The sequence below is a fragment of the Gardnerella sp. C0684A1 genome (genome assembly GCF_055326835.1).
On the sequence record NZ_JBLTSX010000005.1, the window covers coordinates 42,917 to 61,988 of the forward strand.

Annotated in this window: 17 protein-coding genes; 15 read left to right on the forward strand and 2 right to left on the reverse strand. The window is 41.9% G+C overall.

Annotated features, from left to right (window positions below):
* Positions 1-167 precede the first annotated feature (167 nt).
* From ACNEUN_RS05365 to ACNEUN_RS05375, 3 genes are all read left to right on the forward strand, one after another.
* The gene (locus tag ACNEUN_RS05365; protein ID WP_463631346.1) at positions 168-575 is read left to right on the forward strand and encodes an alcohol dehydrogenase; all 408 of its coding nucleotides are present in this window, start codon (positions 168-170) and stop codon (positions 573-575) included.
* 137 nt (positions 576-712) lie between these two features.
* Complete coding sequence (locus ACNEUN_RS05370) at positions 713-1,708, forward strand: prephenate dehydratase domain-containing protein (RefSeq protein ID WP_463631348.1); 996 nt, start codon at positions 713-715, stop codon at positions 1,706-1,708.
* A complete protein-coding gene (locus ACNEUN_RS05375; RefSeq protein WP_463631350.1) occupies positions 1,702-2,823 on the forward strand; it encodes a prephenate dehydrogenase in 1,122 nt (373 codons plus the stop codon). The genes ACNEUN_RS05370 and ACNEUN_RS05375 overlap by 7 nt, the downstream gene beginning before the upstream one ends.
* Position 2,824: 1 nt before the next feature.
* Here ACNEUN_RS05375 and ACNEUN_RS05380 read toward each other — a convergent pair whose 3' ends face one another.
* Positions 2,825-3,118 (reverse strand): DUF6725 family protein, encoded by a 294-nt coding sequence (locus ACNEUN_RS05380; protein ID WP_463631352.1) that lies wholly within the window; start codon positions 3,116-3,118, stop codon positions 2,825-2,827.
* Positions 3,119-3,201: 83 nt separating this feature from the next.
* Here ACNEUN_RS05380 and ACNEUN_RS05385 point away from each other — a divergent pair, with 83 nt between their 5' ends.
* From ACNEUN_RS05385 to mltG, 11 genes are all read left to right on the forward strand, one after another.
* Complete coding sequence (locus tag ACNEUN_RS05385; RefSeq protein ID WP_463631354.1) at positions 3,202-4,221, forward strand: tyrosine recombinase XerC; 1,020 nt, start codon at positions 3,202-3,204, stop codon at positions 4,219-4,221.
* A 491-nt stretch (positions 4,222-4,712) separates the two neighbouring features.
* A complete protein-coding gene (locus ACNEUN_RS05390; protein ID WP_463631356.1) occupies positions 4,713-6,347 on the forward strand; it encodes a peptide ABC transporter substrate-binding protein in 1,635 nt (544 codons plus the stop codon).
* A 204-nt stretch (positions 6,348-6,551) separates the two neighbouring features.
* Positions 6,552-7,478, forward strand: a complete 927-nt coding sequence (locus ACNEUN_RS05395) for an ABC transporter permease (protein ID WP_463631358.1) — start codon at positions 6,552-6,554, stop codon at positions 7,476-7,478.
* Positions 7,479-7,492: 14 nt separating this feature from the next.
* The gene (locus ACNEUN_RS05400) at positions 7,493-8,488 is read left to right on the forward strand and encodes an ABC transporter permease (protein ID WP_427877596.1); all 996 of its coding nucleotides are present in this window, start codon (positions 7,493-7,495) and stop codon (positions 8,486-8,488) included.
* A 24-nt stretch (positions 8,489-8,512) separates the two neighbouring features.
* Positions 8,513-10,531 (forward strand): dipeptide ABC transporter ATP-binding protein, encoded by a 2,019-nt coding sequence (locus tag ACNEUN_RS05405; protein WP_463631360.1) that lies wholly within the window; start codon positions 8,513-8,515, stop codon positions 10,529-10,531.
* Positions 10,532-10,861: 330 nt separating this feature from the next.
* Positions 10,862-11,536 carry a histidine phosphatase family protein gene (locus ACNEUN_RS05410; protein ID WP_427877401.1) on the forward strand — a complete coding sequence of 225 codons (675 nt, stop codon included), beginning with the start codon at positions 10,862-10,864 and terminating at the stop codon, positions 11,534-11,536.
* A gap of 235 nt (positions 11,537-11,771) precedes the next feature.
* On the forward strand, positions 11,772-12,170 hold the full coding sequence (locus ACNEUN_RS05415) for a DUF948 domain-containing protein (RefSeq protein WP_427877594.1): 399 nt from the start codon (positions 11,772-11,774) through the stop codon (positions 12,168-12,170).
* A complete protein-coding gene (locus tag ACNEUN_RS05420; protein ID WP_427877399.1) occupies positions 12,170-12,427 on the forward strand; it encodes a hypothetical protein in 258 nt (85 codons plus the stop codon). Before ACNEUN_RS05415 ends, ACNEUN_RS05420 begins: the two co-directional genes overlap by 1 nt.
* Positions 12,428-12,447: 20 nt before the next feature.
* Positions 12,448-15,138, forward strand: a complete 2,691-nt coding sequence (gene alaS / locus ACNEUN_RS05425; RefSeq protein ID WP_463631363.1) for an alanine--tRNA ligase — start codon at positions 12,448-12,450, stop codon at positions 15,136-15,138.
* A 53-nt stretch (positions 15,139-15,191) separates the two neighbouring features.
* The gene (gene ruvX / locus ACNEUN_RS05430; protein ID WP_463631365.1) at positions 15,192-15,701 is read left to right on the forward strand and encodes a Holliday junction resolvase RuvX; all 510 of its coding nucleotides are present in this window, start codon (positions 15,192-15,194) and stop codon (positions 15,699-15,701) included.
* 88 nt (positions 15,702-15,789) lie between these two features.
* A complete protein-coding gene (gene mltG / locus ACNEUN_RS05435) occupies positions 15,790-16,965 on the forward strand; it encodes an endolytic transglycosylase MltG (RefSeq protein ID WP_463631367.1) in 1,176 nt (391 codons plus the stop codon).
* A 54-nt stretch (positions 16,966-17,019) separates the two neighbouring features.
* Here mltG and ACNEUN_RS05440 read toward each other — a convergent pair whose 3' ends face one another.
* Positions 17,020-17,346 carry a hypothetical protein gene (locus tag ACNEUN_RS05440; protein WP_463631369.1) on the reverse strand — a complete coding sequence of 109 codons (327 nt, stop codon included), beginning with the start codon at positions 17,344-17,346 and terminating at the stop codon, positions 17,020-17,022.
* A 471-nt stretch (positions 17,347-17,817) separates the two neighbouring features.
* Here ACNEUN_RS05440 and aroC point away from each other — a divergent pair, with 471 nt between their 5' ends.
* Positions 17,818-19,005 carry a chorismate synthase gene (gene aroC / locus ACNEUN_RS05445; RefSeq protein ID WP_427877391.1) on the forward strand — a complete coding sequence of 396 codons (1,188 nt, stop codon included), beginning with the start codon at positions 17,818-17,820 and terminating at the stop codon, positions 19,003-19,005.
* Positions 19,006-19,072 lie beyond the last annotated feature (67 nt).

Here is a 19,072-nt window from a genome sequence, read left to right on the forward strand (position 1 = left end):
TAATGAATTGCGGCAGTGGTTTTTCAAAATCACTGCCGTTTTTTATAAGTAATTTATTGCGTTTATATTGTGCTTAGACAGTTTGTAACGCATGTATTTGAAGAGTTACATTTTTGCGCATTCTTTCGTAGCGTTTTATCGTTAAGTCGATATGTACAATAGTTTTTATGTCTTATAAGCCTTTATCTCATCGCTTGCCAGTATGGTTGCAATACGTAGTTACTTGCGTAAGTGCAGGCGTTTACGCTCTTATAGGTACTTTTGCTCACCGCGCTGGTGCGATTAACAATATGCCGTACGGTTTGTTTATGGCATTTATGCTTATAGCACTTTCAGCATGGTGTGCTAGGTCTCGTAGTGGCCGACATGGTCTTGTAGCGCATATGATAGTTTCTACTGTTGTAGTTTGGCTTATAGCTTTAGGATTTTTCGGTAATGCTATTGTTATTCCTGTTGGCTTTGGCGGTTTTGTTCCGTGGTTTTCGCAGTATGCTGGCTACATTTGGCTTTTCGGTATTCTTGTTGTTCACTTAGTTTTGCTTTGTATGCCGCAGCGTTGGTTTGTTATTGAATAGTAAAATAAGTAAAGAATTTGCAATAATTTAAGCGTGACTTCGCTGTGAATTTTGCATAAGAATCAGTATTAAGCAGTATTTTTTACAGTATTCTTGATTACAATATTCTTAACTGCAACAGTTTTTAAGGAATACTTATGAATAGTAGTAACAGTAAGTGCTCGCGTAAATTATGCTATTTAGGGCCGGAAGGTTCTTTTACGCATCAAGCAGCTTTAAAAGTTCAGCAGCAGTTACAATCATTTGATAATTTGCAACTTATTCCAACTGCTTGCGAGAATGTTCTTAGTATTGCTAGTGAAATTGAAGAGAATCACAATTGGGGTGTTATTGCGTGGGAAAACAATATTGAAGGCGTTGTAATACCTAATTTAGATTTACTAATTGATGCAAAAAATATGGTTGGTATTGCTCGAATAGGCGTCGATATTAGTTTTGATGCTGTTATTTGCAAATCAGATTCAATCGATAACTGTTCTACTATTGTTGCTCACCCTCACGCGTTGGCGCAATGTCGTAAGTTTGCTCAAGAGCGTGGATTGAAAGAAAAAACTGCGTCTTCAAATGCTGCTGCTTGTAGGGATTTAGTTCCTGGCGAAGTTGCTTTATGCCCTAGAATTTGTGCTGATTTATACAATAGGCAGATTGTGAGTGAAGCAGTTGAAGATTTTTCTGGCGCGCGAACTGAGTTTTTAGTGCTAGCTCCTCGAGATCAGGCTTTAGATTTTGTTAATGTGCAGCGAGAAAACTTTTCATCATTTTCCTCAATTATTGCGTTTATTCCGCGTTGCACAGGTGCTGGAGTGTTAGCAAATTTGCTTGATGTTGTGCGTGATCACGGTCTTAACATGACTTCTTTTATGTCTAGACCGATTAAAGGGCAAGGCGGTTTATACAGTTTTATTGCAACTGTTGATGCTGCTCCTTGGGATTTTATGTGTAAAGCTATGATTCAAGAGGTTGTTGAACATGGCGATTGGGTTCGAGCTTTAGCAGTGTATCCTTCCGATAAGCGCAATAATCCAGTTATGAATGATTGGATGCTGCCTCATGGTGGAGTGTGTGTTGAGCCTTCGGTTGATGCTTTGCATAATTTGAACGTAATGCAGGCAGAAAGAGAATTATTATGGTAGAAGATTCTGAGTTTTCGCAAAAATTTTCTGTTGGTATTGTAGGTCTTGGTCTTATTGGAGGATCTCTTGCAAAAAGACTTGCAAAATTGCCTGAATGTAGCGTTTATGCGTGGAATCGTCATCATAATCCATACGAAGAAGCTGAAAATTTAGGAATTACTTGCGTAGACAATGTGCAAGATTTAGCTAAGCTTCGCCCGAACGTTCTGATTTTGTGCAATTCTCTAGCTTCTATGCCAAGTATTTTGCAGGAAATCGCACCTTATGTTGACAAATCTTGCACAACTATTAGCGATGTTGGTAGTGTAAAAACTTTAGTTCGCAAGCAGGTTGCTGCAGCAGGTTTGCAAGATTGTTACGTTGGTGCGCATCCGATGGCTGGTAGCGAATTTACTGGTTGGAAAGCTTCTAGTGCTGAGCTTCTAAATGGTGCTTTGTGGGCATTAACCGTTGATAGCAGCACGGAATTTTGGCGAGTTAGCAATGTTTTACGAATGATTGTTTCGCTATGCAAGAATCGCGCAATAGTTTTAGACGACGAAACGCACGATAATTCTGCGGCACTTATTTCTCACATGCCTCACGTTGTTGCGACTTCTCTTGCAAATGTATTATGCGATCAGTCTAATCGCGCTATTGCTTTGCAATTATCTGCAGGCTCTTGGCGAGATATGACGCGCGTTGCTCTTACAGATCCTCAACGCACGCGTGCAATGGTAAGCGAAAATCGGCATAATACTGCGAAATTATTGCGTTCCGTAATTTCTGAGCTAACTTTTGCTGCGGATATGTTAGATAAAGATTCTGAGTCTGCTAAGCCTTGCGAGCAGGAGTTTTTTGCTAAAGCTAATTCTTGGAGAGAGTATAAATACCAGCAGCGCAACTCGTGTAAAACGAATATGCAACAAAGTGATGCTGCAAATAAAAACGATGCTGCTAATAGCAGATTGTGGAAGTATGATTCCAGAAGTAATTGGCAGGAAGATTTGCTGGATTCAGCGCGCTTAGGAGAATCTATTGTTGAAATCTCAGGATTTGATAATTGCAAATCTGATAAGTCGTTACGAAATCTGCAGCTTGTATTAACTTCAAATAATCTGCTTAGTAACGTGTAATCTACACTCGAAGTGGCTTTTGGAATTTGCGCTCTGGAATTGGTTTTAATCGTGCAATAGTTTTTGCATCTATGAACATTTCCTGAGCTGCTCTAGTTCCGTTTGCTGCTGGGTCTCGCAGTAAATGAAGAGTTATTCCATCCCACTCGAGTACGTGCCCAATAGCGTCATGATATTCGATTTTTTGCGCATGCGTGTGAGTATCTTCTATAATTTTATACGTTCTTACCACAATGCGCGCGCCTGCTGGAATTTGCTGCGGTAATGTAAGTGAATTTGGTGTACTTGTGTTCATAACATGCTCCTTGTTGTATTATGCATGTGACTGACGAGTATGGCAAACGTTTTGTTTTAAAGCGTTTATTGGATGGGAAGTCTATGAGTAATAGTGACGATAGTGCTAGTGGATCTAGTAGTGAATCTGCTGCTAGAGGCTTAGTTTGTCCTTCTAAATATGCGCGTTTAGTGGATGATTATATTGAGTATGTGCGTGCAAACAAGGGCTTGGGGGAGCGCACTCAGCGCGCTTATAGAACTGATATAACCTTATTTATGCTTTGGTGTGAGCAGAAGGGTTTTGGGGATATTTCTGATATAACTGTTGACGATTTGCGTCTTTGGATGGCAGATTCTTCTCGCGGGCGCGCGCGTTCTAGCTTAGTTCGTGAAGTGGTTTCTGTACGAGGATTTTTTGCTTGGGCTGAGCATGTTGGTAGGATTTCTTCAAATCCTGCGGAAATATTGATGACTCCAAAAATTTCAAATAAGCTTCCTACTGTTTTAGATGAGTCTCAGGCAGCTAAATTACTTGATTATGCTGATAGTTGCACTTGTTCCAATTCTTCAGATTCTTCTGTAGATAGTTCTTCTGTAGATAATTCTGTTAAGTCTGCTATTTTTTCGCGTAACGCTGCGATTCTTGAGCTTTTATACGCTACCGGTATTCGAGTTGGTGAACTTACTGGTTTGAATACTTGCGATATTAATTTTTCTGAACGAATGATAAAAGTTACTGGTAAAGGTAATAAGCAACGCGTTGTGCCATTTGGTCTTCCTGCTTTTCGGGCTGTAGAAAAATGGCTAAAGCATGGTAGAAAAGTGCTTGTAAAAAGTGATGAAGAAACTGCTTTATTTGTGGGCGCTAGGGGTAAGCGTATTGATCAGCGAATAGTTAGAGAGATTGTTCATTGTGCTGCATATAGCGCGAATGTGCCTGATATTGCTCCTCACGCTTTGCGTCACAGTGCTGCTACGCATATGCTTAACGGCGGTGCTGATTTAAGAGAAGTCCAAGAAATGCTTGGGCATTCGTCGCTAAATACTACGCAAAGATATACGCATGTTTCTATTGAGACTTTGAAAAATTCGTATGCTAGAGCTTTTCCTAGAGCAGAATAGTGCTTTGGTGCTTTATGCAGTAACGTTGCTTTTGTTAACAATTAGTTTGTAACATAAAAAGTTTGTAATTTTGATAAAATTTTGTTATTTGATTTTGTTTTTTGGAAAAATTTTTAAGCAGAGTACAAATTTGTGCGCTTATATTTACTGTCGCGTTTATTAGTATGATATTTTCTAACTGTAATCCGTTATTGAATCGTATACATAAATTTACATCTGCGTAATATTTTATAAAACTGTAAAAAGTAGAAAAAATACATCAAATATAGCGATTTAGGGTTAATTTATTTATAAATAACTTTATATTTTATGATTTTTCTACATAAAACCGTAAATTTGTTTTTTATGCATATGCTTGCTTTGTTTTATAAATTACGTATTATTGAATTTTAATCAATGGAGAGTCTCGTCTTGGATGTGTTATCTCACAATTCAGGGCGAGACTTTCGCGTTGAAAATAGATCCTGCCAGACCAACGTTAGGAGATATCCATGAAAAATAAGGCTTTAGTTTTTGCTGCTGCTGCCTGCTCGCTGGCCATGTTATTTGGAGGCTGCGGCTCTTCAGCTAAAAATGCGAAATCAAATGGTGGCAAGGTTATTATTACAGTAAATAACTCTGAACCACAGAACGAATTAATTCCTGGCAACATTAACGAAAATGCTGGCGCACGTCCTGCCATGTTGGTCAACTCCACGTTGGTCACTTTTGATGAAAAGGGCAACGCAGTAAACGAAGATGCTGAAAGCTTAACGCCAAACGCAGATTCCACCCAGTACACTGTGAAGTTGAAGGAAGGCAAGAAGTTCAGCGATGGTACCCCTATTACCGCTGAAAGCTTCACCAAAGCATGGAGCTTCGTTGCAAATGCTAAGAACGCTCAGAAGTGCGCTTCCTTCTTCCAGACCATTAAGGGTTATGACGAGTTGCAGAAGGCCGACAACAAGGGCGACGAGCAGCTTTCCGGTTTGAAGGTTGTTGATAAGAATACCTTCACCGTTGATTTGAAGCAGCCAGATTCCGTATTCCCAATTAAGGTAGGATACTTGGCATTTGCTCCACTTCCAGAATCCTTCTACAAGAATCCAAAGGCTTATGGTGAAAAGCCAGTATCCTCTGGTCCATACTTGTTCAAGTCCTGGGATCACAATAAGCAGATTGAGGTTGTAAAGAATCCTGATTACGACGGCCCACGCAAGGCTCAGAATGATGGAGTTACCTTCAAGATTTACACCGATGGTAATGCAGCCTACCGTGACGTGCAGTCCGGCAATCTCGATATGACTGATAACATCCCAGATACAGAAACCAGCAACTTCCAGTCTGATAGCACTATCACCGCTTACAACAAGCCTGGTTCTGTAATCCTTCAGTTCACCATTCCTTCTAATCTCCCACACTTCGACGTTAAGACTGAAGAAGGCCGCTTGCGTCGTCAAGCAATTTCTATGTCCATCGACCGTAAGGCAATTGCTGAAAAGGTGTTGAACAAGACTGCTGCTCCAGCAAACGATTTCACTTCTCCAAAGACTCCAGGTTACGATGCCAACTTGAAGGGTAGCGAACATCTGAAGTATGACGTTGACAAGGCTAAGGAATTGTGGAAGAAGGCTGACGCTATGTCCAAGTATGACGGCAACCTCACCTTCACTTACAATGCTGATAATGCAGTCGCAAAGTCCGTGTTTGAAGCTGTTGTTAACTACGTAAAGAACAATTTGGGTGTTAAGGCTGAAACCACACCAATTCCAACCTTCCAGGAATTCCGTGACGCATGCACCAAGCGTGAGATCAAGGGCGCATGGCGTGCAGGCTGGATGCCAGATTACCCAAGCCCAGAAAATTACTTAACTCAGCAGTTCGCTTCTGTTGCAGCTGACGGTAATGGTTCTAATGATGGTGATTACAAGAATCCAAAGTTCGACGAGCTGTTGAATAAGGCAACTTCGTCTGCTGATGCTGATGAAGCTACTAAGCTTTACCACGAGGCTAACGAAACCCTTCTCGAAGATCTCCCATCTGTACCACTGCTTTACATGAATTCCAAGGCTGTTATGAGTCACGACTTGAAGGGCTTCGTAATGGATTGGCAGAATATGCCACTCTACTACCAGCTTCACAAGTAAGATGTAATAACTTTAAGCGAAACTATGTAAGTAAGTTTCATGATATTTAGTAATTGAAATTACTAAATTCACCTCTCAATAATTAAATATCGCAATTAGCGAGTATTGCTACTTCGGTTGAAAGGATTTAACTAAAAATATCTTTCGACCGAAGTGGCACTTTGTTGTTTTTATGACTAATCATTAATAATCAAGGAGAAACAGATGGGTAAGTACATTCTGCGTAGAATTTTGCAGATGATTCCTGTTGTTCTCGGCACAACTTTATTGGTTTATGCTTTAGTATTTGCTTTGCCAGGCGATCCTGTAAAAGCAATGTTCGGAGACAAACCAGTTAATCCTGCAGTAGCAGCACAAATAAGGGCTGATTACAATCTCGATAAACCATTTATTGTTCAATATTTACTATTCTTAAAGAATGCACTTACTCTTGATTTCGGGCAAACATTTGCAGGTCGGCCTGTTATTGACGAAATTTCTGATGCGTTCCCTGTGACAGTGCAGCTTGCAATTATGGCATTTGCATTTGAAGCTTTGTTCGGTGTTGCCTTTGGTATCATTTCTGGACTTAAAAAAGGCAAATGGTACGATAGCGTAATTCTTATTGTCTCGCTTCTTCTTATTTCTGTACCAACATTTGTTACAGGCTATATTATGCAGTACGTATTCGCTATAAAGTGGCATATTCTTCCGCCTAATGTGAGTAATGATCCAGGATTCTTCGATATGCTCACTCCTGCAATAGTGCTTGGATCAGTTTCTATGGCATACGTGATACGTCTTACAAGGTCCGAAGTTTCATCAAATATAGCTCTTGATTATGTGCGAACCGCTCGCGCTAAGGGATTAAGTGAAAGTGCGGTAACGGTTCGACACATTCTTAGAAACTCTTTAATCCCAGTAGTGACATTCCTAGGTCAAGACTTAGGTGCTCTTATGGGTGGCGCAATGATTACAGAAACTATTTTTAATATTCACGGCATTGGATACGCCACATATCAAGGTATTTTGAAGGGCGAAAGTAATCTAGTTGTTTCTGTAGTTACATTACTTATGCTGATTTTCGTAATTAGCAATTTGCTTGTTGATATCTTGTACGCGGCTCTCGATCCGCGAATTCGTTACGCGTAAGGAGAAGCATGATTATGCAAGAAAAAGTTGAGGAAAATTTGACTGCTGCTGATATTGAGCTTCCAGGACAAGAGCGTTATGTTGCTCCTCTTGAAGATACTCCTCTTCAAGAAGTTGATTCTGTTGATGAATCTGTTCCAGTAAGTGGAATGTGGTCTGACGCTTGGCGTACTCTCAGGCGCAACCCACTGTTTATTATTTCTGCGATATTAATTCTCGCAATATTCTTTATTGCTCTCTTCCCGGGAGTATTAGTTAAGAGTGGTGCTCCTTTTAATGGTAATCCTACTTACTGCTCACTTGATTATTCGCTCGCACACGGTTCTGCTGGGCATCCATTTGGCTTTGATAAGCAGGGTTGTGATGTTTATGCGCGAGTAATATACGGCACGCGTACCTCAGTTACTATTGGTTTAATAGCAACGATATTAGCAGTGCTTGTAGGTTCTATGATTGGAGCTTTGGCAGGATTCTTTGGTGGCTGGGTTGACGCAGTACTGAGCCGTATCACAGATATCTTCTTGGCTCTTCCTATGCTGCTCGGCGCTATAGTTGTGTTGCAGATGTTTAAATCCACAAAATCGATGTGGAAAATAATTATGGTTATGGTTCTGTTCGGATGGGTGAGCGTAGCTAGAATTGCTAGAAGTGCCGTTATGGAATCAAAAAATCTTGAGTTTAATATAGCTTCTACAGCTTTAGGTTCAAGACCTGCGCGTAATCTTTTCCGCCATATTATTCCAAACTCGTTAGCTCCAATCATTGTTGTTGGTACAACCTCGCTCGGCTCTTACATTGTGTTGGAAGCAACCCTAAGCTTCTTAGGAATTGGTTTGCCAACCACAACAGTCAGCTGGGGTGGAGATATATTTACTTACAGTAGATATTTCAATAATAATCCTGAAGTTTTGTTATGTCCGTCTATTGCGCTCGCCATTACTGTTCTCTCATTCATTATGATGGGTGACGCTGTTAAGGATGCGTTGGATCCAAAGAGCCGTAAGGCGTGAAATTAGCGTGGAGGAATAATACAAATGAATGCAACAGGTAAAGACGTAAATATTCGTGCCATGCAATTAGCTCAAGGTCCTTTACTTGAAGTTAAGGATCTTCAGGTTGATTTCACTACAGACTCTAAAACGGCTGTGCACGCTGTACGCGACGTTAGTTTCAGCGTATACCCAGGTCAGTGGGTTGCAATAGTTGGTGAATCTGGTTCTGGAAAATCAACTTCGGCAATGGCAGTTCTTGGTTTACTTCCTGGAACCGGTCACGTTACTGGCGGATCTATTAAGCTAAAAGGCAAAGAAATCAGCAAATTAAAGCCAAAAGAGTATGCTGCGTTGCGCGGTAGTGCTATGGGCTTAGTTCCGCAAGATCCTATGAGTAATTTAAATCCTGTGTGGCGCATTGGTACGCAGGTAAAAGAAGCGCTTGTAGCAAATAATGTTGATTTAAGTCACGAAAAACGTTCCGCATTAGCAGAAGCTTTAGCTGGAGATGCAGTCAAAGTTAAGGGAAGCGAAGACGAAACATTCCTTGGTTCAAAAGAGCTTCCTGAACTTATGAAAGCTGCTAGAGAAGCGTTAATTTCTGCAGGAGTTGATGAAGATAGCGATAAGTTCCACGATCTGTTTGAATACTACAAAAAAGAGTGGGTTCCAGGATCTGAAACTCGCTGGCGTGTTGCAGACGATTTAATTAAGGGCGGAGTAAGCGACGTTATTGCTTGGGAGATAGCAAAAAAGTACGTTATTGGATCTTCTATGGAAGATCGTATCGCCGGATTACTTGACGAGGCTGGTTTGCCAGATGCTGCAACGCGTGCGCGTCAGTTCCCGCACGAGTTTTCTGGCGGTATGCGCCAGCGCGCTTTGATTGCTATTGGTTTGGCTTGCCGTCCAGATCTGCTTATTGCAGATGAGCCGACTTCCGCTTTGGATGTTACAGTGCAAAAGCGTATTCTTGACCACTTGCACACGCTCACAGATTCGCTTGGCACGTCTGTGTTGTTTATTACTCACGATTTAGGTTTGGCTGCTGCTCGCGCACAGCATGTTGTGGTTATGTATAAGGGTCGTGTTGTTGAATCTGGTCCATCTTTGGAAGTTTTGCAGCATCCTCAGCATCCGTATACAAAGCGACTTGTTGCCGCAGCTCCATCTTTGGCATCTCAGCGAATCATCTCAGTAAAAGAGCATGGTGGTAATGCCGATAGCCTTCTTGAGCATCATGTAGTGGGTGAGCAAGCTCTTGAAAAGAGTGAGCATATTATTACTGTGGATCACTTAACTCGTGAGTTTAAACTTCCTCGCAAGAAGGAACTATTTAAAGCCGTTGACGACGTTTCGTTCTCAATTAAGCGCGGAACTACTTTGGCAATCGTGGGTGAATCTGGTTCTGGTAAATCTACTGTTGCAAATATGGTTTTGCGTTTGCTTAAGCCAACGAGTGGAACAGTTACTTACGAAGGTAAGAATATTGCTGATTTGAAGGGCGCGGATTTGCTTGATTTCCGCCGTCATGTTCAGCCGGTGTTCCAGAATCCATATGGCTCTCTTGATCCTATGTATTCTATCTACCGTTCTATTGAGGAGCCGTTGCGCATTCATAAGATTGGTGATAAGAAGAGCAGACAGAATCGAGTTCGCGAGCTTTTAGATATGGTTCAAATGCCTACATCTGTTATGACTCGCTTCCCGAATGAGCTTTCAGGTGGTCAACGTCAGCGTATTGCAATTGCTCGAGCTATGGCTTTGAACCCTGACGTAATCGTTTGCGATGAAGCTGTTTCTGCTTTGGATGTTCTTGTGCAGGATCAGGTTCTTCGTTTGCTTAACGACTTGCAAGCCGAGCGTGGTTTGAGCTATTTGTTCATTACTCACGATTTGGCTGTGGTTCGTCAGATTGCGGATGAAGTTGTTGTTATGCAGCACGGAAAGTTGGTAGAACACGCAACTACCGACGAGGTGTTCGATCATCCTCAGATGGATTATACGCGCGATTTGCTTGATGCAATTCCTGGCGGTAATTTGAGGTTAGGTTTGGACTAGGCTGATTAAGCTTTTAAGGCGCGGTGTTTCTTTTGGAGCTCCGCGCCTTTTATTTTATTTAATTTATTCGCGCGTTATATAGCGACGTACACACATATTGTCGAAAACATCGGACGATTTGGTGTTTTCGACAAATTTGTCCTATATTTTGTCTATTTCACCAAATGATTTTGTGTTTTCGACAGTTTTGGCTTGCGTTTTGTTTATTTCATCGGCTGATTTGGTGTTTTCGACAGTTTCGTCGATTAGCCTCGCAAATACCTACGTAAGAAGTTGCGTAAGTATTTGCGTATCGTAGTATTCTCTAAGTTTTAGTGACATAATGGAGCTATGTTGCTGCATCTTTATTTGGTTCGTCATGGACAAACCATGTTTAATCGTTATAATCGCTTGCAAGGCTGGTCAAATTCTCCTCTTACAGAAAAAGGACTTGCTGACGCTGATCGTGCTGCAGAAAAATTAGCTAACATAACTTTTGCTGCAGCTTACTGCTCTGACACTACTCGCGCACAAGTCACAGCTCAAAGGATTTTAGATTTAAACGAAAAGAACGGTCAAAAGCGCCCTAATCTTATAAGTGACATGCATTTTCGCGAGCAATGCTATGGATATTTTGAAGGTCAAGATATGAACATGTCATGGTGGGCTGCAGGTGCTGCAAAAGGAGCTCACACTTATAACGAAATAGTTGAAAAGTTTGGTCTTTCAGCAACTAGAGACATGTTGAAAGAAGCAGATCCATTCCATGATGCTGAGTCAGATATTGAATATTGGAATAGAGTAGAAGGCGGATTTGCTATCATAGCTTCCAATAGTTCGCTTCACGATGGCGATAACGTATTACAGATTTCTCACGGGAATACTCTGCTTAGTCTTATGCATCGTTTTGCTTCTGGAGATTACGATTTAAGTGAGCGTCCGCAAAACGGTAGTGTTACAAGACTCGATTTTGATACTTCTCTTCCTTTAGATAGTGCTGTAAAAGTAGTTGGTTACAACGAGTAGATATTTTTATTGCAACGGATATCTGTAGTGTGAGAAAAAACTAGAGAAATTAGAAAAGCTTGTAATCAACTATTAGCTGTGTTGTGTTGGTTTTTCGGGAGAATAGTAGGGTTTTGCACACTTTGCGTCGTGGCCGTTCGTTAGTCTTGAGTCATTGCATAGGGTATCAGCCACGCATGTATGTGTATGAGTGGATGAACCACGAGCGTGCATTATTGTGTGGAAAGAGGTTACGATGAGCGTTGGAGACATCGCTGGGCTTATTGCCGCTGTTTCATTCGCAGTGCTTTCGGGCTTCTTGATTTATCCGTTAATTAGATTGGGCAAGTTGTTCGATCAGATTGCGAATACTATCAAAGAGTCTGGTGAGCATGCTTTGCCTGCAATCGATGAGTCTGTAACGACGGTAAAGCAAGTAAATAAAACGCTAGAAGATGTAAATGCTGTTTCTAGTGCTGCTCGCACTACTGCTACAAATATCGGCTCTCTTACTGATTTGTACGGAGCGTTCCTTGGTAAACCAATTATTAAAATTGCTGCCGCAGGTTATGCTCTTAAAGATACTGTTGCCTCTTTCTTTAATAAGCCATCAGTTCCAACAGATGTTAAATCTACAAAGCATAAGGAGGCGTGATGCTTAAGCGCTTGTTTTGGCTTTTTGTAGGTATGATAATTGGCGTTCTTGTAGTTACTAAGGCTCGTGCTTATGTTAAAGGGAAACTTCCTGAATCTGCGCGCAATTTCTTTTTTGATAAAGAGCCTGAGAATTTAACATTAAGTACTATTCTCGGTTTGTGCAAGGATTTCAATACGAGTCGTAAAGCGCACGAAACTGAGTTAAACAATAAATATGCACGCCGTTCTCACAGTGCTCGTGGCGATATTTTCTAAAAAATAAGGAGTTTGTACGTATGCGTACAGCAGAAATTGCAAAACGTTATCTTGACTATTTTGCTAAGAATGGTCATATGGTCGTTCCTTCGGCGTCGCTTATCTCACCGAACCCGACGACTTTATTCACTATCGCAGGCATGGTGCCTTTTATTCCGTACTTGTTAGGTGAGCAAACTCCACCTTCACGCAGGATGGCGTCAAACCAAAAGTGTGTTCGTACTCTTGATATTGACGAAGTTGGTAAAACCACTCGTCACGGAACATTCTTCCAAATGGTAGGTAACTTCTCCTTCGGTGATTATTTCAAAGAAGAAGCAATTCACTACGCTTGGGAGCTTTTAACCACTCCGCAAGATAAAGGCGGTTACGGTTTTGACCCAGAAAAGCTTTGGGTAACTACTTACACTGACGACGACGAAGCCCGCGCAATTTGGAAGAACGAAGGCTTCGACCCAGAGCACATGCAAGTTTTCGGCATGGAAGATAACTTCTGGACTACCGGTGGTCCTGGTCCTGGCGGCCCATGCTCTGAAATTTACGTAGATCGCGGTCCTAAGTATGGTAAGGATGGCGGTCCTGCTGCTGACGAATCTCGTTTTATTGAGATTTGGGATTTGGTTTTCGAAAACTACCAGGTAGATAACGTTAAGTCTAAAACAGATTTGCATATTGCCGGCGAATTGGATCAAAAGAATATTGATACTGGCGCTGGTTTGGAACGTTTAGCTTACCTTATGCAAGGTAAAGAAAATATTTACGAAACTGACGAAGTTTACCCAGTTATTGAAGCTGCAGAAAAGCTAAGCGGTGTAAAGTACGGCGATAATAACGATGCTGACGTGCGTTTCCGCGTTGTAGCTGATCATGTACGTTCCGCTTTGATGATTATGAGCGACGGTGTGCGCCCAAGTAACGTTGGCCGCGGATACGTGCTTCGTCGTCTTCTTCGCAGAACTGTTCGCGCAATGCGTATGCTCGGTGTTCAAGACCCAGTTTTGCCAACGCTTTTCCCAGTTTCTAAGGCTGCAATGGAACCAAGCTACCCAGAGCTTAACAATACTTTCCACGAGGTTAGTGAAGCTGCTTACGGTGAGGAAGATGCCTTCCGTCGTACTCTTGAAAAGGGCACGACTATTCTTGACTTGGCTGTTGAAAAAGCTAAGAAAGAGCACAAGGATGACCCTATGGTTGGCGGCTCAGATGCCTTTACTTTGCACGATACTTACGGATTCCCAATTGAGCTTACTCTTGAGATGGCCGCTGAGCAGGGTGTTAAGGTTGATGAAGCTAAGTTCCGTGAGCTTATGAGCGAACAGAAAGGTCGCGCTCGCGCCGATGCTCTGAAGAAGCGTCACAACGTTGATGTTAGCGTTTATGACGATATTAAGAAGGCACTAGAAAAGCCAATAGACTTCCTCGGCTACACTGACTTCTCAAGCCGTTCCAACGTTTTGGCGATTGTTGAAGCAGGCAAGGGATCTGTTAAAAGCGTTACCGCTCCTGCAAACGTTGAGATTATTCTCGACCGCACGCCATTCTATGCTGAGCGCGGCGGCCAGATTGCAGATCAGGGCGAGATTATTTCCGACGACGGCGCAATTTTGGAAGTTGACGACGTTCAGCGTCCAATCAAGGATTTGATTGTTCACAGCTGCCGACTTACTGAAGGCACTTTGAGTGTTGGTGCTCCAGTGAACACGAATATTGATCAGGTTCGCAGAGCTGCTCTTGCACGTTCTCACACTGCCACACACACTCTTCACAAGGCTTTGCGCGAAGAGCTTGGCCCACAGGCAACTCAGCGCGGTTCCGTGGTTGATCCAGATCGTTTGCGCTTCGACTTCCAGTGGCCAAAGGCTGTTGATAAAGATGCGCTTTCACGTGTGGAAGCTCGCGTAAATGAGCGTATTCGTGACGATTTGCAGGTTGTTCCAAAAGAAATGCCAATCGACGACGCTTTCAAGCTTGGAGCAATGCACTTGTTCGGTGAAAAGTACGGCGACGTTGTGCGCGTGGTTGAAATCGGAGACGGTTGGAGCCGCGAGCTTTGTGGCGGTACTCACGCTAAGAGCACTGGAAAGATTGGCATGGTAACAATTCTTTCCGAGTCTTCTATCGGCTCTGGAGTGCGCAGAATCGATGCTCTTTGCGGCGAGGCTGCATACGAGTATGGCGCTCGCGAGCACACTTTGGTTGCGCAATTAGCGGATATGGTTAACGCTCGTCCAGACGAGTTAGCTGAACGCTTGGAATCTTTGCTTAATAAGATGAAGGATTCTGATCGTAAGCTTGCAGCAGTTTACGAGTCTCAACTCGCTAATTCTGTGCCAGAGCTAATTGAGGCTGCAAAAGCAACTTCCGGCAGCGTAAAGTTGGCTGCAAAGAATGTTGGTAACTTCGGATCTTTCGAAACGCTTCGTAAGACTGTACTTGACGTACGTTCTCGCCTAGGTGAGGAAGCACCTGCAGTAGTTGCGTTAATTGGCGTAAATGAAGATGATAAGCCAATGGTTGCAGTTGCAACAAACGAAGCTGCTCGCGGTCTTGGAGCTAAAGCTGGTGACATTGTTCGCGTAGCTTCCAAGGTTCTTGGTGGCGGTGGCGGCGGTAAGCCAGACTTTGCTCAGGGCGGCGGCGTTGATGCTTCTAAGATTGATGAAGCGTTGGAAGCTGTGAAGCGCCAGTGTCTAAGCTCGCATAATGCGTAGCTATCCGCTTAAAACAGAACGATATAATCTTTACCAAAAGCAGCACAAAATTCATGGTGTGGTTAGGTATTGATTTGGGTGATGCTAGGGTCGGACTTGCTCTTTCCGACCCTGAGCTCACTTTTGCGCACCCGATTGGCAATGTGCAAGTTTTCGGAGATTCTTTTAGAGCTATTGACGAAATTATGAGTCTTATTGAAGAACATCATGTTCGTCGCGTTATTATTGGACTTCCTTTGCAACTTAACGGTTCTGAAGGAAAATCTGCGAAAAAAGCGCAACGTTGGGGGAAAAATTTAGCTAAACGTATTCAAATAGCACAAAATGATGGTGATTGGGCGCTTTCTTATGTGCCTGATATTGTTTGGAAGGATGAGCGTTTAACAACAGTTAGTGCTCATCGGCAGTTGCTACAAGCTGATTTTTCTACTCGTCAACATCGTCCTATGATAGATCAGCAGTCGGCGGTTCTTATTTTGCAGTCTGCGCTAGATGCGCATACAATTGATTCTCGTGCTGCAAAATATGGCGCAGTTGATAGTAGTAACAGTGAGGTTGACTAGTTTAGTTTAACTGCAAAATGTTGCTGCAATCATAGTCTAGTTTGAATATTAATAGTTGTTGAGAGAGCGTAATAAAAGGGAGTTTTGAGTGTCTGAAGATTTTGACGAATTTTTTGAGCGCCATACTCACTGGAGTGAGCATGAAAAAGATTCTTCGCATGAAGATGTTCCGCCAAAACCTCCTAAATCTCGTCGTGAATTACATAAACAGCGCGTTGCAAAAAGCAGAAAGCGTTCTATACTTATAACTTTAACTGTTGTTATTGTTATATTATTAACGCTTTTTACCTACGCAGGGTATAGTGTCGTACGTTACTTTCGTTCTGCTCAAGACTCTTCTATTTCGGAAGATTGGCCGGGGCCAGGATTTGGTTCTGTAGAATTTGTTGTAAACCCAGGCGAAGGCGCTATGAAGGTTGGTGCAAATCTTGTAAAAGCGCAAGTAGTTAAATCACAATCCAATTTTGCTACAACAGTTTCTTCAAACAATAAGATTCTTTATCCTGGAATTTACAAGCTTAAAAAACACATGTCGTCTATGGACGTTGTTGATATTCTTTCAGACCGCACTAAAGCTCAGGGATTCTTAGAAGTTAAAGCAGGAGAAAAGGCGGCTGATATTATTCATAGAGCATCCGCATTATCAAATATTAGTTTCGATAAATTCAAAGCAATTATAGACAATAAGGGAGCTGGAATTCTTCCTCCTGAAGCTAACGGAAGTTTCGAAGCGTGGTTTGAGCCAGGAGTTTACAATGTAAAATCCATGAAAAGTGCGGAAGAAATTCTATCAACCATGGTGAAAAAGCGAATAGCTAAGCTTGACTCTCTTGGTATTCCAAAAGGCGAGAATCGTGAGAAATCGTTGATAATTGCCTCTATTGCGGAAGCAGAAGTAAATAGTAGTGAGTATTACGGGAAAGTTGTGCGAGTAATATTAAACCGCTTATCTCAAGATATGCCACTAGGAATGGATTCAACAATTGGTTACGGCGCTGGAGTAGAGCCGATTAAACTTACGCAGGCAATGCTTGACGATCCTAATAATATTTACAACACGCGTATTCACAAGGGCTTGCCTCCTACTCCTATTAACACCCCAGGTGATAATGCTCTTATGGCAACGCTTAAACCTCAAGATGGGCCGTGGATTTATTTCGTTACTACGAACTTGAAAACTGGAGAAACAAAGTTTACTGCAGATATGCAAGAGTTTTTGAAATTCCGTGACGAGTATAAGCGTTCAAACGCGAACGCTAATTAAACTCTTTCATTCTGTTAGATTTTCTGTTAGATTTTAATATCTGATATTTAATCTCTAGTACCAGCAAAACAGCGTAGCTAATATTGCCGATATCGTTAATACTGGAACAAATGGCATGCGAGTATCGTACAGTTTATGATTTCGTGCGCTATTTTTCTTAAGTATACGAACATAAATTAGTTGCCACAAAACTACACACACTAATCCAACTAATCCTGTTAAAGCAAACCAAAGTGCATAAGCATATAATCCAAAAAATCCTACTGCTTGAGAAAGCATAATAGCGCAAGTTATGTCGCCAAATCCTAAAGCATTTTTCCCAGCACATAATCTCAAAATTTCGTACAATAATGCTGTCAAAAAGCAGCAAAACCAACCCATAAGCAGTGGGTTAAAACAAGAGTGTATTGAGAAATTTTGTTTTATAAAATACGTAACAGATACGTACAGAGCAGTTGACAACGATTGTGTAAATAAGGTAGCGAGTACCCACATGCGTGGTATCATGCGACTTTTGAAATCACTTGCGCATAAAAATATTGAGCCAACAAGCGTCGGACTAAGCGTTGCAGCAAAAACAATTGCCTCGTAAAGCCGATTAGGAATAAGTAAAGAATTTATCATGCTAAGTATCGTAATTAGCTTTTTGAGTTAATCAATATTTATTAAGCATTGTGGATACAGGCTATTTTGTAAATGAAATCTAGTAAAAAATAGAATAACTTTCCAAAATACTGTCACAATATTGGCGCAATACTGGCACAACTGTAAAATGTTAAAACTATAAGCTAAAAATAAGTGTAAGAAAGAATAGTTTAATTGTAAGTTTTTAACGAGTGAATGGAGTGAGGCATGCTTAGGTGGCAGACTGCGGGTGAATCGCACGGGGAATCATTAATAGCGATGATTGAAGGCATTCCTTCCGGTATTCATTTAACTAGCAAAGATATTAGTGATGCGCTTGCTCGTCGTCGTCTAGGTTACGGGCGTGGAATGCGCATGAAGTTCGAAGAAGATAAAGTGCGTGTGCTTACTGGAATAAGACACGGTATAACACTTGGGTCGCCTATTGCTATAGAAATAGCAAATTCAGAATGGCCAAAATGGAAAGAAGTTATGAGCACAGAACCTGTGCAGAAAGAAATTGAAGCAGAAGGAAGAAATGCTCCGCTTTCTAGACCTCGTCCTGGTCATGCAGACTTAACAGGAATGAGAAAATATGCTTTTGATGATATTCGCGAAGTACTTGAGCGCTCTAGTGCTAGAGAAACTGCTGCGAGAGTAGCTTTAGGGGCTGTAGCAGCACAGTTTTTGGAACAAGCATTGAACGTTAGAACTGTGGCTCATGTAATTGGAATTGGCGGAGAGTACGTAAGTGGTGAAGTTCCGCTACCAACTCCGGATGATGTATTTGCTTTAGATAATTCGCCAGTAAGAACGCTTGATAAAAGAGCTGAGTTGCGAATGGTATCAAAAATTAACGAAGCTAAAGATGTTACAGACACTTTGGGTGGAGTAGTTGAAGCGTTAGCTTACGGAATGCCTGCAGGAGTCGGCACATATGTGGAAGCGGATAGGCGATTAGATGCAGCAATTGCAGGGAATGTTATGAGCATTCAGGCAATTAAAGGTGTAGAAATTGGTGATGGTTTTGCTGAAGCTGATCGTTTAGGTTCTCAAGCTCATGATGAAATTATTATGAACGAGTTTGGGCATATTGTTAGAGCTACTAACAGAGCAGGCGGAATCGAAGGCGGAATGTCGAATGGCGAAATTATTCGCGTGCGCGCAGCAATGAAGCCAATACCATCGATTCCTCGCGCTTTAAGAACAGTAGATATTTCATCGGGATTAGAGGCGCAAGCAATCAACCAGCGTTCAGATTCTAATGCAGTTCCAGCCGCATCTATTGTTGTTGAAGCAATGCTTAGACTTACTTTAGCCCAATATTCGTTAGAGAAATTCGGCGGAGATTCCGTGGAAGAAATTAGACGTAACGCTCGCAGCTATGTAGATTCATGGCCGGAACATATGCGTTAAGGATGTGAGTTGTGATGGAAGAAAATCGTCCGTTCGGCGATAATTTCACAAAATTCTCTGACGATAG

Bases quoted from the DNA above. Each gene is read 5' to 3' on its own strand.
- ACNEUN_RS05365 (WP_463631346.1), top strand. From the start codon at position 168: ATGTCTTATAAGCCTTTATCTCATCGCTTGCCAGTATGGTTGCAATAC.
- ACNEUN_RS05370 (WP_463631348.1), top strand. From the start codon at position 713: ATGAATAGTAGTAACAGTAAGTGCTCGCGTAAATTATGCTATTTAGGG.
- ACNEUN_RS05375 (WP_463631350.1), top strand. From the start codon at position 1,702: ATGGTAGAAGATTCTGAGTTTTCGCAAAAATTTTCTGTTGGTATTGTA.
- ACNEUN_RS05380 (WP_463631352.1), bottom strand. From the start codon at position 3,118: ATGAACACAAGTACACCAAATTCACTTACATTACCGCAGCAAATTCCA.
- ACNEUN_RS05385 (WP_463631354.1), top strand. From the start codon at position 3,202: ATGAGTAATAGTGACGATAGTGCTAGTGGATCTAGTAGTGAATCTGCT.
- ACNEUN_RS05390 (WP_463631356.1), top strand. From the start codon at position 4,713: ATGAAAAATAAGGCTTTAGTTTTTGCTGCTGCTGCCTGCTCGCTGGCC.
- ACNEUN_RS05395 (WP_463631358.1), top strand. From the start codon at position 6,552: ATGGGTAAGTACATTCTGCGTAGAATTTTGCAGATGATTCCTGTTGTT.
- ACNEUN_RS05400 (WP_427877596.1), top strand. From the start codon at position 7,493: ATGCAAGAAAAAGTTGAGGAAAATTTGACTGCTGCTGATATTGAGCTT.
- ACNEUN_RS05405 (WP_463631360.1), top strand. From the start codon at position 8,513: ATGAATGCAACAGGTAAAGACGTAAATATTCGTGCCATGCAATTAGCT.
- ACNEUN_RS05410 (WP_427877401.1), top strand. From the start codon at position 10,862: ATGTTGCTGCATCTTTATTTGGTTCGTCATGGACAAACCATGTTTAAT.
- ACNEUN_RS05415 (WP_427877594.1), top strand. From the start codon at position 11,772: ATGAGCGTTGGAGACATCGCTGGGCTTATTGCCGCTGTTTCATTCGCA.
- ACNEUN_RS05420 (WP_427877399.1), top strand. From the start codon at position 12,170: ATGCTTAAGCGCTTGTTTTGGCTTTTTGTAGGTATGATAATTGGCGTT.
- alaS (WP_463631363.1), top strand. From the start codon at position 12,448: ATGCGTACAGCAGAAATTGCAAAACGTTATCTTGACTATTTTGCTAAG.
- ruvX (WP_463631365.1), top strand. From the start codon at position 15,192: ATGGTGTGGTTAGGTATTGATTTGGGTGATGCTAGGGTCGGACTTGCT.
- ACNEUN_RS05440 (WP_463631369.1), bottom strand. From the start codon at position 17,346: ATGGGTTGGTTTTGCTGCTTTTTGACAGCATTATTGTACGAAATTTTG.
- aroC (WP_427877391.1), top strand. From the start codon at position 17,818: ATGCTTAGGTGGCAGACTGCGGGTGAATCGCACGGGGAATCATTAATA.